This window comes from Lacisediminihabitans sp. FW035 (genome assembly GCF_054880895.1).
On the sequence record NZ_CM142187.1, the window covers coordinates 2517744 to 2532187 of the forward strand.

Consider the following 14444-nt stretch of genomic DNA (forward strand, 5'->3'; position numbering starts at 1 on the left):
GAAAAGCCTAAGAACGCCGAGGTTTCGTGGCCACGGGTCACACCGTCCCGTACAACCTCGACTCCAGCAAGAACGAATGTGAAATGGTCAAGAAGCTCTAGCCGCTCGATACCCACCGTGTCATCAGCGCCGGCAACGCTGATCCCAGTCGCGGCGGTTTACAGGTTGGCTTTCGGATACCAACGATCACCCGCCGGGGTGGGCTGTAGCGCTGCGGAGTCGTGATAAAAGCTGTGGAGCGAGCGGTGATCTCTAAGGGGAACTAGCCTCGCCGTATGTCTTCCTCGTCTGCTCGGGCCACGATCATCGACGTGGCCGAGCTTGCGGGGGTCTCTCGCCAGACGGTGACTCGTGCACTGAACGATCTCGCCGACGTGAAACCCTCCACGAAAGAGCGGGTCATCGCGGCCGCCCGAACCTTGAACTACCGTCCCAACCGGGCGGCGCAAAGTCTGGTCCAGGGACGCCGGACGACCGTGGGGCTGATCATCGATGACCTCAGCAACCCCTACTTCGCGGAGCTGGCGTCAATCCTTTCTCGCCAGGCCGCTGAGCGGGACTGGAGTTTGCTGCTCTGCGACGTCGGCTCAGACCCGATTCGGGGCCGCGAACAAGTGGCCTCAATGGTGCAGGGAGTCGACGCGGTCGTACTCACCGGGTGCCGCAGCGACACCCTGTCCCTTCTTCCCGAAGACGTTTTAGAGGGCGCCGGGCTTCGAATGCCGATCGTCATGCTGGACGGACCCGAACACCCACGCATTGACGCTCGTGTCGTGCTGGACCTCGCCCCCGCGATGGCCGATGCCCTCCACCACCTGCACGCGACCGGGCGGAGGAACATTGCATTCATCAACTCCACAGAAGGTCCCCGCGACAGGCTGAACCTCTATCGCCATCTCGTCGAGACGATGGGGCTTCCACGCCTTGACCGACCCGAGTTCGCGGGCGAGGAGTCTCTGGACGGAGGCGCCCGAGCAGCCCGCGACGTGCTGGCAGGCTGGCCCGGCGTCGACGCACTCCTGGTCTATAACGACATCATGGCCATAGGTGCCCTGAAAGCCCTCGCCGCAGCGGGCAAGAACGTACCGAGCGACATCGCCGTCATCGGAATCGACGGGTTGGCCATGGGGCGTGCCGTCACCCCGGAGCTGAGCACCCTCTCCATCAACAAATCGCTTCTCGCCTCGTCTGCACTGACCGCTCTGGCTAGCGCCCTATACGACGACATTCCTCAAGGAACGTCGTCCACCCTCAGCGCCGTTCCTCTTACGCTCACTCTGCGGCACTCCGGCTAAGCGATTGCGAAACGCCTCTAAGTCCGAGCCCCATTCGGCTGGACGCCCCCTGTCCACTCTGATAACGTCCTAACCGTGAACGTTCACGGCAACCACACCAACCACCCTCCCGTCTCCTTTCGAGGCGTTCCTTCGTGGCGAAATGCGGTCATGGTGCTCTTCGCCCTGGGCGGTGTCGCGCTGGCGACATGGGGACCTCGTCTGCTGAGCATTCGAGACTCCCTGAGCATCGGGGACGGCCTCGTCGGTCTCGCCTTAGCGGGAGTCACGATCGGTTCGATCACTGGTGTCGGATTGTCGTCGCACGCTCTGGCGCGTCTGGGTCCGAAGAGGGCTATCGGAAGCGCTGCGGTTCTCATCGCCACCGGGATCGCCATCGTGGGTTCTGGTGCGGGATTCGCCGCGTCGGTGCCTGCCACTACCGTCGGGTTCATCGTCGTGGGCGTTGGCGTCGGAAGCTTCGACGTCATGATCAACGTTCAAGGTGCTGCGGTGGAAAAGGCCGCCGAAAAGACCCTCATGCCTCTCCTTCACGCCGCCTGGTCCGCTGGAGCAGTCGTCGGGTCCGGGATCGGCGCCGCCTCGGCAGCCCTGGGCATCGACTTCGTGTGGCAGTTCCTCGCCGAGGCTGCCTTGATTGCCATCGCGGGCCTTGCCGCCACCCGGTACCTGCACGTCCCTGCTGCAGAGGCGGTGCCGACCGACCTCTCAGCCGGCACCTCATGGTGGGTGCGCCTGAGACAATCGGTGCGGCGTCTCCTTGACCCGCGTCTTCTTTTGATCGGCCTCGTCATGCTCGGCGCGGAACTCGGCGAGGGCACCGCGAACAGTTGGCTGTCACTCTCAGCCAGCGACGGTCACGGGCAAACCGAGACGATCGCAGCATTGTTCTTCACCGTCTTCGCGATCTCCGAAACGGCCGCCCGGGTTGCCGGCGGTCCTGTCGTCGATCGAATCGGCCGGGTCGCGACCATTCGGCTGACGACAGCCATCGGGGTTGCCGGCCTGGTGATCTTCATAGTTGGCGGCCCTGTGTGGTTGGTGTTGATCGGGGTAGTGCTGTGGGCGGTGGGTGTCTCCATGGGATTTCCCCTCGGAATGTCGGCGGCAGCCGAGAGTGGCCCGAACGGGGCCGCGAGAGTCAGCGCAGTCGCCTCAATTGGCTACCTCGCCAACTTGGCCGGCCCACCCATCATCGGCAACCTGTCGGAAGCTGTTGGCCTCCTCAACTCGTTCTGGCTTGTCGTGGTGCTACTGGCGGTCGCATTCATTGCCGCCGGTTCCCTCGCCACCCACCCACAAGCGGGCGCGCCGACCGCCGACACGGACTCCCAGCGACTCGCCAAGAGCTAAACCATGCAATGACCCCTTCACAGAGCTACTCATCCGCCCACCGGATTGGTCACCCCATCCGCGACACCCGCACGAGCAGGGCGTTCGTAAGGAAGACCTTGCCCTCCGAGTCGACACCGCCACCCTCGCCGCAGTGAAGTGTGTGAACGGAAGGGGCCCAATGTCTTCGTCGTGAGGGGCCGCTTCGATCAACACGGTCTCGACGGGGAGCAACTGCCCACCCTCGTCTGACCTCTCGCACCATTTGGCCTCCAGAGTGGCGGGCGGGTCAGGAAAACTGCACCGGGATAACGCAGTGAATAAGCGTGACCGCGCAGAGCTGCGCTTCACCGGTCGTTCCACTTACGGGCGGCCGATCCGGTCGAAAAGTGGTCTCGGACGTGCCATTGCGCCGCCGAGAAATACCGCCCGTTGATCGTCCGACTCACGGCGAGGTCTCGTCTCGGTGGAGCGGCTGGCACGCTTCACCCCTGAAGGATGCGCCCGCCCAGTCGGCTCTAGGAAATCGTCGCGGCATGGCGTGAGAGGATCCGTAAGCAAGGCGGTCATCTCGTAAGTAGTGAGCCCCGCGCGGATCAGACACTCGAAGGTCTAACGCGGTGTACGAGTGACCTCGGAGTCATAGTGCATGCCCTCAAGAATTGACGTCCCGACGTAGTGCGGCCCGGTCTCGGGCCGCTACTTAAGGAGAAAAATCATCCGACTTGTCCGTCGAATCGCTCCTCAGACGCGTTGTCGTGGTCGAGTTCCCAATGCCCGCCGACCCGACCCGCTTCCACCACGCTCGTCATCGCCGTTGCAATCGGCTCACTGCTCCTGATACGAAGGAGACTGCGCAGGCGGCGCACGGCGGAAGCATCGCTGAGAACGGCCGACAGTTCTGTTGAATCCTCACCTCAAATAAATCAGCCACACCACCGACGAAGGAGAAATGATGCCAACTCCAAGTGAGCTGCTTCACGCCAACCTGTACGACGTGTTCAACGAGCGAAACCCTGATCGGCGACGGGCGGCTATCGAGAACTTCTACGCCGAAGATGTCGTGTTCACCGATCCCGAGGGAACACAGACAGGGTGGGATGCAGTCGGGAAAGCCGCCGAATCCCTGTTGGCACGCGTTCCCACCGACTTCTCGTTTCAGGAGGCCGGGCCCAAATACCTGGGCGGCGACACGGCGGCACTCTCTTGGACACTCGGCCCGGCCGATCAACCAGTCGCTCGTGGCCTCGATATCCTCACCATCCGAGACGGACGAGTGGTGGCCATCAAGACGATCCTCGAAATAACCGGGGGTTGAACCTCCGGGGCCGACGCATGTCGTTCGCCTCACGAGAGTTTCTTACTGCCGTCGATTTTGCTGACATTGTTCGACGTAGAGGTGTAGGAATACAGCACTAGCGGAAGGGACAAATCAATGGCGCACTACGCCGTTCTCATTTATGGTGCCGACTCGGCGCACGTGCCGGGCTCAGAGTCAATGGAGCGGGAAGACAACGACCAGCATGCCGATCAACTGGCGGGATCCGGCTCGATGCTCCTGGCCTATGCCCTCACACCCCGCATCATGGCGAGGTCTATTCGCGCCAGTGGTATCACCGAGGGTCCGTTTGTGGACTCCAAGGAGATCATCGCCGGTTTCTATGTCATCGAAGCGCCGGACCTTGATGCCGCGCTGGCAATCGCTGCTACCAATCCGGCGGTGCGGAACGGCCGCGGCGGAGTCGAGGTGCGGCCGGTAGACAGTGGTGGGCTGGTAGAGCGATAGCCCGATGTACCGGAGACTCACGTCGCCGCCCTCCATCAATGGCCGCTGACAAGCGCGCCGCGCAACCCTTCGAGCTGGCCTACGGACACACTGCACCTTCCGGGCGCGGAGTGGTGTCTCTCCGCCGTGAAGGCCGATCTGACGGCGCGCCTCAATCGGCCCGGTGAGCCCCGGATGCTGACGAGCAAGCCCCGGACCTAACACACAACTTCACCGCGGCCGCATTCCTCAACAGAGCCCTTCGACCCGACTTGGGCAAAGGCATGTCGCGGACTAGCCGTTTTGTCAAGGGGTCCCCTTTTTGGGGGACTCGACCTAGGTTGGGTTCATCCCGTCGAACCCCTTCGACGGGATAAGGTCCACCCGCAGATCGCTTCCCTGACGCACCCCGAAAGGCGCCCGGGTGCCCTGTGCCGGTGTTCGCTGCGCGAGTGACCCGATGCTCGCGCGGGAAGGCACAACATGAGCACCCGGCAATCGTGTTGTGCCTTCCTCGAAATTGACCTGTGCAGCGTGGCGGAAGGGGCAGCCAGAGCCGCCTCACTCGGGCACGACAAGAAGGCAGAGTGAAGATGAAGGAGCGCATGCTCTTTGTGGCGGCATCGATCGTTGGGATGATGTGTGTGGCGGGCGCCGGCGCACTGGTCGTGTTCGGCATCCGATGAGCTGAGGCGACTGATCCGAGTCCTCCACACGGTGCGAGTGGAGATGCATGCGAACCCTTCATCCAGGCGTGCGAGTGACACATATCGACGGCTCGCTCACCATGCTCAAGCTCCCCGGCGGGGATCATGGTCCGCAAACATCGTGGGCCGTCGATCCGGACGGCTACCGTGTGGAGCTCACTCAGTGGCCCGTCGGCCATTCGGTAGGGCTCTCTTCGGTCGACTTCCCGGCCTGAACGAGGCCGCGAGAAGGAGTTGCAAAAGAGCCGGTCAGGACGTGCGCTCGTCGAGCTCCTGGATGGCCTCGACGGCCGCGCCGAGCACGGTGTCTACTTCGTTGATCTTGCGATTGAGGGTGTTGGGACCAGCCTGGTAGAGCTCGCCGGCCCGGTCGACCGCGTCTTGCAGCTTTTCGCCGACGCTGGTGTCCTGCATTTCTTCTTTGGTCGTCATCGTGAACCGTCCTCAGCCGGAAGAGTGAAAGGAGAGATCTTCCGTGGTCGACAGAATAATACTCGCCAGAGCCTGCGAATAGGTGTCAGTTGGCGCCATGAAGACGCTCGGAGAGCACTGCGCTGAAGGTCACGAAGGCGAGCACGTTCAGCAGCACCGTGCCCCAGAAAGCCGACCGGAACCCGGCTTTGCGCGTCTTGTGGCGGAATGCCTGTTGGCCGATGATCGCCCCAGGCCACCCGCCGATGATGCCGAGCGCGAGCAGTGAACTTTCGGAAATACGCCATCCACCGCTCGTGGCCGCCCTCTTGTCGACCGCGTAGACGACGAAGGAGAGGATGCTCGTGACGAGGTACACCCCGAGTACCCAGGGTGGCATCGGCCAGACGACGCTCACGAATACGTACACCATGAAGAACGCCACAATCGCCAGATAGTCGAACGATGCCGGGCGTCGACCCCGCAGCATCCGTTGCACGGCGGTAGTGCGGGGCAGCGGAGCCGCCTCCGGTGGCGGAGCCTGCGCCATCCTCTCGACAGTGACTCTTCGAGCCACCGACCGGCCGTCGGAAGCCGTCTCGATCTCGAAACTGACAGGTTCGCCGAGCAGCGGTCGCACCGACGACCGTGGGAAGGCGGAGATGTGCACGAAGACGCGCCGGTCGCCGACATCCGTGGTGAGGAACCCGAATCCGCGATTGTCGTTCCACGAGGTGAGGGTGCCGGTGACGCGAGTGCCACCGTCGCCGTCAACCATCCATCGATGTTATCCGGCGTCGACCGTGAAGTTCGAAAGGAAACGGAGATGTTCTCGACCGTGGCACAGTGTGTGCATGAGCCTCACCACCATCGAATCCCGAGTACTCGAGCACCTCGACGAAGAGCTGCTCGTGAAGAGCCTCGTCGCATTCATCCGGGTGCCGAGCATCACCGGGACGGATGCCGAATCCGACCTCCAGCACACACACGCGAAAATACTCGGCGATGCGGGCCTCGAGGTCGATACCTGGAAGTTCGATATGCCGGCCCTGCGCGCCGACCCGAGATTTCCCGGAGAGGAGACCGGTCGCACCGAAGGCTACGGAGTCGTCGGCATGACCGGTCCCGGATACCCGGCGCTCGTGCTTCAGGGGCACGTGGACGTGGTGCCCACCGGCGATCTCGACCGATGGCACGACGGCGATCCGTTCAGCGGCTCGATCAGTGCCGGCGTAGTTCACGGGCGTGGTGCCTGCGACATGAAGGCGGGAGTGGTGGCGAACCTCGCCGTGCTCCGGGCGATCCGGGCATCCGGGGCAACGCTCGAACGCCCACTGGCGGTGCACTCCGTCATCAGCGAGGAAGACGGTGGCGTCGGCGCTTTCGGCACGATGCTGCGCGGCCACGGCGGCGACGCGGCCGTGCTCACCGAACCGACCAGCAATCGCATCGTCACGGCCTGCGCCGGGGCCCTCACGTTCGCGATCTCCGTGCCGGGGCGCGCAGCGCACGGCAGCACCCGGCTCGAGGGGAGGAGTGCTTTCGACGCCTTCCTGCCCATCGCCGTGGCGATCGGCGCGCTGGAGGCTGAGCGGAATGCGCGGCCCGACCCGCGATTTCTCACGACGACGTTGCCCTACCCGATCTCCATCGGCCGCGTGCGGGCCGGCGATTGGGCCTCGAGTGTTCCCGACCTCTTGGTCGCCGAGGGCCGACTCGGTGTGATCCTCGACGAGGAGCCGGCCGATGCCCGCGCGGCATTCGAGGAGGCGATCACGACCGCGAGCATCGCCGACCCCTGGCTGCGGGATAACCCGGTGACCGTGACCTGGCCAGGCGGACAGTTCTCGAGTGGTCGGATCGATGACGACCACGAGTTCATCGGGGAGGTGTCGGGCGCCATCTCGAGCCTGACCGGCCGGGTTCCGGAGCGCACCGCCGCCCCCTACGGAAGCGACCTGCGGCTGTATTCGGGAGTCGGCGGAATCCCGACCCTCCACTTCGGTCCGGGAGACGTCAGGTTCGCCCACGCGCCGCGTGAGCAGGTGGCCATCACCGAACTGGTGGCGGTGGCCCGGGCGCTGACCGTGCTGGCCGTCCGGCGCTGCGAGGCACATTTCTGAGCCGCATTCCCCCAGTATTGCGCGGACCCTCTTTACTGTTAGGAAACTTTACTGATATATTCGGCGCACTCGTGAATCAATGATTCGCGTCGAACTCAGGAGAGCCGATGTCGACAACCGTCCCGGGAACCCCGGCATGGCTGCGCGAGACCAACGACCGCACCGCGCTCTCTTTGCTGTTGCAGCACGGGACTCTCACTCGCAACGCCATCGGGCAGCTTTCGGGCCTGTCGAAGCCCACAGCCTCGCAGATCGTCTCCCGGCTCGAGAGCGCAGGTCTCATCCAGGTGGTCGGCGAGATCTCCGGCGGACGGGGACCGAACGCCGTGAGCTACGGGGTGCGGCCAGACCGCGTACTCGGCGTGGCGATCGATATCAACGAATCGGTCATCCGGTCGACGGTGGTCGATGCCCAAGGCACCGAACACCCGGTGGTCGAGACCCGTCTCTCCGGCAATGACGACCGGTCCGCGGTCGCCGACATCCGCGGCGCGATCGATGCCGCGAGTCTCGCCAGTGCGACGAGCACCTCGACGGTGCGCCTTGTCTGCGTGGGAGTGCAGGGGTCGGTCAACCCGCGCACCGACGAGCTGTCGTTCATCGACACGCTGCCGGGCTGGCCCCGCACCGGCGTGCGACGACAGCTCGAGGCCTTCCTTGGACGAACCGTGCACATCGAGAACGACGTCAACCTCGCCGCGATCGCCGAACGGTCGGAGGGTGCTGGCGCCGGGGCCTCCAGCTTCGCGCTTCTGTGGATGGACGACGGGCTCGGTCTCGCCGTCGACCTCGACGGCACTGTCCACCGAGGCAGCGCGGGAGGTGCCGGCGAGATCGGCTATCTGCCCGTGCCCCGCGTGGCCGCCGATATCGATCCCGACGCCACTGATCTCCAGGACCTCATCGGTGGGCCGGCGATCATCGAGATCGCGAGGCGACATGGAGTGGAGGGGACGGATGCCCGCAGCATCGCTCTCGCCCTCACCGACCACCCCCGGCGTGGCGCGGTCTTCGCCGAGATGGCTCCCCGCATCGCCCTCGGCATCGTGCCGGTGCTCGCGATCCTCGATCCGGAGGTCGTCGTGATCGGCGGGCCCATCGGCATCGCCGGCGGCGACCAGCTCGCGACCCTCGTGCGATCTCAGATCGAACGCGACCAGCCGTGGCGACCGCGCATCCGCGCCTCCGCGGTCTCGGGCGATCCAGTACTGCGTGGCGCCCGGCACACCCTCGTGAAGCAGGTGCGAGAACGCCTTTTCACAGAATTGAACACCCTGCCCTGATCCGTCCATCCATCCATCCATCCCGCTACAGAGTCCGCCCACAGTGAGGTCACGAACATGAACCGTCCATCTCCGCGACGCCGCGTCGCATCCTTCCTCGCCCTTGCGGCGACCGTCACACTCGTCGCCTCCGGCTGTTCCGCCGCCGCGACGAACACCGCGATCGATGCCACCGCGCCGGCGAAACTCACGGGGACGGTGAGCTTCTGGCACTTCTTCTCCGACCGGGAGGCGAAGGTCGTGCAGTCGGTCGTCGACGACTTCGAGAAGGCGAACCCCGGCGTGAAGGTCGACGTGCACAGCGGGCAGGACGACGAGAAGCTGCAGAAGGCCATCGCAGCCGGCAACTCCGTCGACCTCGGACTCTCCTATTCCACCGACATCGTCGGCAACTTCTGCAGCAGCGGCGCCTTCCGCGACCTCGGGCCGTACATCACCCGTGACAAGGTCGATCTCAGCCAGTTCAGCGACACGGTCCGCAGCTACACGGAATACAAGGGCACCCGCTGCAGCATGCCGGTTCTCGCGGACGACTACGGGCTGTACTACAACAAGAAGCTGCTCGCGGCTGGGGGCTTCACCGAGCCGCCCCAGACCCTCGGCGAGCTCAAGACGATGGCGCTCGCGCTTACGACCTACAACGCCGACGGCTCGATCAAGACCCTCGGGTTCAACCCGATGATGGGTTTCTACGAGAACGCCGCCTCCCACTTCGGCCCGCTCGCCGGAGCGACCTGGCTGAAGAAGAACGGCAACTCGGCGATCGGAGGGGACCCGGCCTGGACCGAGCTGATGAAATGGCAGAAGGGCTTCATCGATGCGATCGGGTACGACAAGGTCAACGCCTTCACCTCCGGGCTCGGCCAGGAATTCTCGGCCGACAACGCGTTCCAGACCGGCCAGGTGGCCATGAACCTCGACGGCGAGTACCGCACGGCGTTCATCGACGACCAGACTCCAGACCTGGACTACGGCACGGCGCCGATGCCGACCGCGGATGACCACACCGACCTCTACGGCGGCGGCTACATCACCGGTAACATCGCCGGCATCTCCAAGGGCGCGAAGAACCCCGAAGCCGCCTGGGCGCTGCTCAAGTACCTCACCACCGACACCGGGGCGATCGTGAAGCTCTCCAACGGCCTCAAGAACGTGCCGACGACGACGGCCGCCCTCTCCTCCCCCGACCTCGAGGTCACCCCGCAATTCCAGACCTTCCTCGACATCGTGGCGAACAAGAACTCAGGCACGACTCCCCCGAGCCCCGTCGGTGCCGGCTACCAGCAATCGTTCGAGGACTACTGGCACAAGTACCAGTCGGGATCGGGCACTGGCCTGGCCGCGGGGCTCGCCAAGGTCGACAAGGATATCGACGCCTCCATCGCCCTGACCACCGGACCGTAGCGTGACGGCCACCACCACGGCGGGCTCTGTGCTCCAACGCCGGCGCCCGCGCCGCTGGGCCGTGCTCGGGATGCTGGCGCCCGCCATCCTCGGGCTGCTCATCTTCTTCGTGTACCCGCTCATCGCCTCCGTGTATTACTCGTTCACGCGCTTCGACCTGGTGTCGCCGCCGCAGTGGATAGGCCTGCGCAACTACATCTATCTGTTCACCCAGGACCCGAATGTGTGGCAGGCGGCCGGGAACACGCTCTGGTTCGTGGGGATCCTGGTGCCGGTACGCATCCTGACCGCCCTCGGGGTGGCCTGGCTCCTTGTGCGGGCGAAACGGGCATCCGGTTTCTGGCGCACCCTGTTCTACCTGCCCGCGCTGGTGCCACCGGTGGCCGCCGTCGTGGCTTTCGTGTTCCTGTTCAACCCGGGCACCGGGCCGGTCAACCTGATCCTCAAGGCCATCGGTATCCACGGCCCGCTCTGGTTCAACGATCCGGCGTGGTCCAAACCCTCGCTGCTGCTTCTCGGCGTGTGGGTGATGGGCGACGTGATGATCATCTTCCTCGCTTCTCTTCTCGACGTGCCGCAGGAGCTCTACGAGGCGGCCTCGCTGGATGGCGCGAAGAGTTGGCAGAAAGGCTGGTACGTGACCCTCCCCGCGATCGTGCCGGTGCTGGTGTTCTCCGTGGTCACCGGGGTCATTGCGGCCCTTCAGTACTTCACCGAGGCGGCGGTCGCGTCGAGCGTCGCCTCCGGCCGGGCGACTGTCGGCGAAGGTGGCGGGGCCACCATCGGCTATCCCGACAACTCGCTGCTCACCTACACGGAGTGGCTCTACGTGCGCGGCTTCAGCAATTACCAGCTCGGCTACGCCTCCGCGCTGGCCGTGGTGCTGTTCGTGGTCGCGAGCGTCGTGCTGCTCGTTCTGCTGCGCCGAGTGAGGGCGTTCACCCCGGAGGAGGCGTCATGACTGTCGTCACCGTACCCCGCGCCCGCCGCCGGGTACTCGGCTGGATCGGCGAGCACGCCATCCTCGTCGCCATCGGCGTGCTGTTCATTGCCCCGATCGCGTTCGTCTTCCTGACCTCGCTGATGTCGGACAAGCAGGCGCTCACCGCGTCGCTCATCCCCACCACCTGGCACTGGGAGAACTACCTGCGCGTGTTCCAGACGGTGCCGCTCGTGCAGTGGTTCGGCAATTCGGCACTGTACGCCGTGCTCGCGACGGCATTCATGCTGGTCTCCTCGGTTCCGGCCGCGTACGCGCTCGCGCGCATCCGATTCCGCGGATCCGGTGCGCTCTTCCTCTGCATCATCGTGGCGATGCTGTTACCGCCCCAGGTGACCGCGATCCCGATCTACGTGATGTGGTCGCAACTGCATCTCACCGGAACCCTCTGGCCCCTCATCCTGCCGAACCTGCTCGGGGACGCGTTCTCGATCTTCCTGCTGCGCCAGTTCTTCCTGACGATCCCGAAGGAGTACGCGGATGCCGCGCGCATCGACGGTTGCAGCGAATGGGCCGTGCTGCTGCGGGTGATCATCCCGATGGCGCGCCCGGGAATCGCCGCGGCCGGGCTCTTCATGTTCTTCAACTCGTGGAACGACTACTACGGACCACTGCTCTACACCTCGGAAAACTCCGCGGCCTGGCCGGTGGCCTACGGGCTGGCGAGCTTCCGCAGCGTGCACGGCACCGACTGGAGCATCACGATGACCATGACCATCCTCGTGATGGTGCCGGTGGTCGTCATCTTCTTCTTCGCACAAAAGATCTTCGTCGAGGGCATCACGCTCACCGGCGTCAAAGGCTAAGGAACACGGTATGAAACTCACTGTCATCGGCGGCGGCTCCACCTACACGCCCGAACTCATCGACGGATTCGCGCGCCTCCGGGAGGTGCTGCCGATCGAGGAACTGTGGTTGGTGGATCCGGACGCCCACCGACTGGAACTCGTCTCCGGGGTATCGCGGCGCATGTTCGCCCGCGCGGGGCATCCGGGCATCATCCACGCGACCTCGGATGTCGTCGCCGGGGTGCAGGATGCCGATGTCGTGCTGCTGCAACTGCGAATCGGCGGCCAGGCCGCCCGTCACGGGGACGAGACCTGGCCGCACGAGGCCGGGGTCATCGGCCAGGAGACCACCGGGCCGGGAGGGTTCGCCAAGGCACTGCGCACGGTGCCCGTCGTGCTCGAGATCGCGGAGCAGGTTCGCGCTCACGCGAAGCCGGATGCCTGGATCATCGACTTCACCAATCCGGTCGGCATCGTCACCCGCGCCCTCGTCGGCGCCGGGCATCGGGCCGTCGGGCTCTGCAACGTGGCCATCGGATTCCAGCGCCGGTTCGCCGCGATGCTCGACGTGGACTTCCGGGATGTGCAGCTCGACCACGTCGGTCTCAACCACCTCACGTGGGAGCGCGGGGTCACCGTCGACGGGCGCGATGCCCTGCCGGAGCTGCTCGCCTCCCGCCTCGGTGACCTCGCGGAAGAGGTCGAACTGGCGCCGGAGCTGCTCTCGCTTCTCGGATCGGTGCCCTCGTACTACCTGCGGTACTTCTACAGCCACGACCAGGTGCTGCGCGAACAGCTCGGCTCGCCCACCCGCGCCCAGGCCGTGATGGAGGTCGAAGCCGAGCTGCTTCGGCTCTACGCCGACCCGCACGTGGACACCAAGCCGGCAATCCTCGAGAAACGGGGTGGGGCGTACTACTCCGAGGCCGCGGTAGACCTCATCGCGTCCCTGGTCTCGGACCGGCGCGACGTGCAGGTGGTGAACATCCGCAACGACGGAGCGCTGCCCTTCCTGCCCGACGACCACGTGATCGAAGTGCCGGCGACGATTGGCGTCGCAGGGCTCACGGCCCTCCCGATCGCCCCGCTTCCGGATGACCTCGCCGGCCTCATCGCGGACGTCGCGGGCTACGAACGGCTCGCCCTCGATGCCGCCCTGTACGGCGGCCGCGACCGCGTGCTCCGGGCGATGGTCGCCCATCCGCTCGTGCGCCAGTTCGACCGTGCCGAGAAACTGACCGACCTGCTCATCGCCGAGAACAGTCCGCATCTCGCGTGGGCCCGATGAGCGCGAGCGGCTCGGCTCCCACGGGCATGATCGTGGCCGTGGACGGCGGAGGATCGAAGACGGATGCCGTGGCCGTGAGCCTCGACGGGCGCCTCCTCGCCCATCGTCGTGGGCCCGCGACCAACCCCCAGACCCAGGGCATCGAGCGTGCGGTCGAGGTGGTCGACTCTCTGGTGACGGAGCTCGTCGGGAGCGCCGCCCTTCCCCTTCTCGCGAGCGGCGTATTCCTCTCCGGCCTCGACCTCGAGATCGAGATCGAGACCTTCCGCGAGGCTGTCGCGCACCGTCCGTGGGCCTCGGCCGGGGCATCCCTCGTCGACAACGACATGTTCGCGCTGCTTCGAACCGGCACCGTGGCGCCCGACGCGGTCGCCGTCGTCTGCGGCACCGGAATCAACTGCGTCGGGGTGCGGCACGACGGCGACACCGCTCGTTTTGCCGCCCTCGGCGCGATCTCCGGCGACTGGGGAGGCGGCTACCAGCTCGGCGAGCAGGCGCTCTGGCACGCCGCGCGCGCCGTGGACGGCCGCGGCCGTCCCACGGCCTTCACCGAACTCGTTCCCGCCCATTTCTCACTCCCCCACGTCGCCGCGGTCACCGAGGCGCTGCACTTCGGACGCCTCGGTTTCTCGGCGCTTGCGACCCTGTCCCCGGTGGTGTTCGCCGCCGCGGAATCAGGAGACTCCGTCGCTACGGAGCTGATAGATCGGCAGGCCGAGGAGATCGTCGCGCTCGCCGGAGCCGCCATCGACCGGCTGCACCTCAGTGATACCGCGCTTCCCGTGGTGCTCGGCGGCGGTGTGCTCGCCGCCGCCAGCCCGAGGTTCCTCGCCTCCATCGAAGAGAAGCTCGGACGACGCAGCCCGCGAGCCGGCATCACCCTCGTGCGTGATCGCCCTATCGTCGGCGCGGCCCTACTCACGCTCGAGGCGGCCGGGGCGGACCCGACCGTCACGGAGTCGGCGCGATCCGCCCTGTCGGCGGCCTTCGCGACGCTGGACGGCCAGCTCGCCGAGTGACGCGAGAGCGACGCGGGAGCGCACCGATT

Annotated in this window: 14 protein-coding genes; 12 read left to right on the top strand and 2 right to left on the bottom strand. The window is 65.6% G+C overall.

Going from position 1 to position 14444, the window contains the following annotated elements; translation table 11 throughout:
• Positions 1 to 275 precede the first annotated feature (275 nt).
• The 5 genes from ACVXZ4_RS12015 (at position 276) to ACVXZ4_RS12035 (ending at position 5314) form a co-directional block, all read left to right on the top strand.
• Positions 276 to 1295 (top strand): LacI family DNA-binding transcriptional regulator, encoded by a 1020-nt coding sequence (locus tag ACVXZ4_RS12015; RefSeq protein ID WP_461795073.1) that lies wholly within the window; start codon positions 276 to 278, stop codon positions 1293 to 1295.
• A gap of 150 nt (positions 1296 to 1445) precedes the next feature.
• Positions 1446 to 2648 (top strand): MFS transporter, encoded by a 1203-nt coding sequence (locus ACVXZ4_RS12020; RefSeq protein WP_461795074.1) that lies wholly within the window; start codon positions 1446 to 1448, stop codon positions 2646 to 2648.
• Between the two features lie 934 nt (positions 2649 to 3582).
• A complete protein-coding gene (locus ACVXZ4_RS12025) occupies positions 3583 to 3945 on the top strand; it encodes a nuclear transport factor 2 family protein (RefSeq protein WP_461795075.1) in 363 nt (120 codons plus the stop codon).
• A 117-nt stretch (positions 3946 to 4062) separates the two neighbouring features.
• Complete coding sequence (locus tag ACVXZ4_RS12030) at positions 4063 to 4413, top strand: YciI family protein (RefSeq protein WP_461795076.1); 351 nt, start codon at positions 4063 to 4065, stop codon at positions 4411 to 4413.
• 739 nt (positions 4414 to 5152) lie between these two features.
• Positions 5153 to 5314 carry a hypothetical protein gene (locus ACVXZ4_RS12035; protein ID WP_461795077.1) on the top strand — a complete coding sequence of 54 codons (162 nt, stop codon included), beginning with the start codon at positions 5153 to 5155 and terminating at the stop codon, positions 5312 to 5314.
• A 34-nt stretch (positions 5315 to 5348) separates the two neighbouring features.
• Here ACVXZ4_RS12035 and ACVXZ4_RS12040 read toward each other — a convergent pair whose 3' ends face one another.
• A complete protein-coding gene (locus ACVXZ4_RS12040; RefSeq protein WP_461795078.1) occupies positions 5349 to 5531 on the bottom strand; it encodes a hypothetical protein in 183 nt (60 codons plus the stop codon).
• 85 nt (positions 5532 to 5616) lie between these two features.
• Positions 5617 to 6288: a DUF1294 domain-containing protein gene (locus tag ACVXZ4_RS12045; protein WP_461795079.1), complete on the bottom strand. Its 672-nt coding sequence runs from the start codon at positions 6286 to 6288 to the stop codon at positions 5617 to 5619.
• 76 nt (positions 6289 to 6364) lie between these two features.
• On the opposite strand from ACVXZ4_RS12045, the gene ACVXZ4_RS12050 reads away from it, so the two are divergent.
• The 7 genes from ACVXZ4_RS12050 (at position 6365) to ACVXZ4_RS12080 (ending at position 14415) form a co-directional block, all read left to right on the top strand.
• Positions 6365 to 7633 (top strand): ArgE/DapE family deacylase, encoded by a 1269-nt coding sequence (locus tag ACVXZ4_RS12050; protein WP_461795080.1) that lies wholly within the window; start codon positions 6365 to 6367, stop codon positions 7631 to 7633.
• 107 nt (positions 7634 to 7740) lie between these two features.
• A complete protein-coding gene (locus ACVXZ4_RS12055) occupies positions 7741 to 8916 on the top strand; it encodes an ROK family transcriptional regulator (protein WP_461795081.1) in 1176 nt (391 codons plus the stop codon).
• A 57-nt stretch (positions 8917 to 8973) separates the two neighbouring features.
• Positions 8974 to 10320 (top strand): extracellular solute-binding protein, encoded by a 1347-nt coding sequence (locus ACVXZ4_RS12060; RefSeq protein ID WP_461795082.1) that lies wholly within the window; start codon positions 8974 to 8976, stop codon positions 10318 to 10320.
• A 1-nt stretch (position 10321) separates the two neighbouring features.
• Positions 10322 to 11281, top strand: coding sequence for a carbohydrate ABC transporter permease (locus tag ACVXZ4_RS12065; protein WP_461795083.1), 960 nt, complete (start codon positions 10322 to 10324; stop codon positions 11279 to 11281).
• On the top strand, positions 11278 to 12126 hold the full coding sequence (locus tag ACVXZ4_RS12070) for a carbohydrate ABC transporter permease (protein ID WP_461795084.1): 849 nt from the start codon (positions 11278 to 11280) through the stop codon (positions 12124 to 12126). Before ACVXZ4_RS12065 ends, ACVXZ4_RS12070 begins: the two co-directional genes overlap by 4 nt.
• Positions 12127 to 12136: 10 nt before the next feature.
• Positions 12137 to 13396 carry a 6-phospho-beta-glucosidase gene (locus ACVXZ4_RS12075; RefSeq protein ID WP_461795085.1) on the top strand — a complete coding sequence of 420 codons (1260 nt, stop codon included), beginning with the start codon at positions 12137 to 12139 and terminating at the stop codon, positions 13394 to 13396.
• Entirely contained in the window at positions 13393 to 14415 is a 1023-nt protein-coding gene (locus ACVXZ4_RS12080) for an N-acetylglucosamine kinase (protein ID WP_461795086.1), read from the top strand. The genes ACVXZ4_RS12075 and ACVXZ4_RS12080 overlap by 4 nt, the downstream gene beginning before the upstream one ends.
• Positions 14416 to 14444 lie beyond the last annotated feature (29 nt).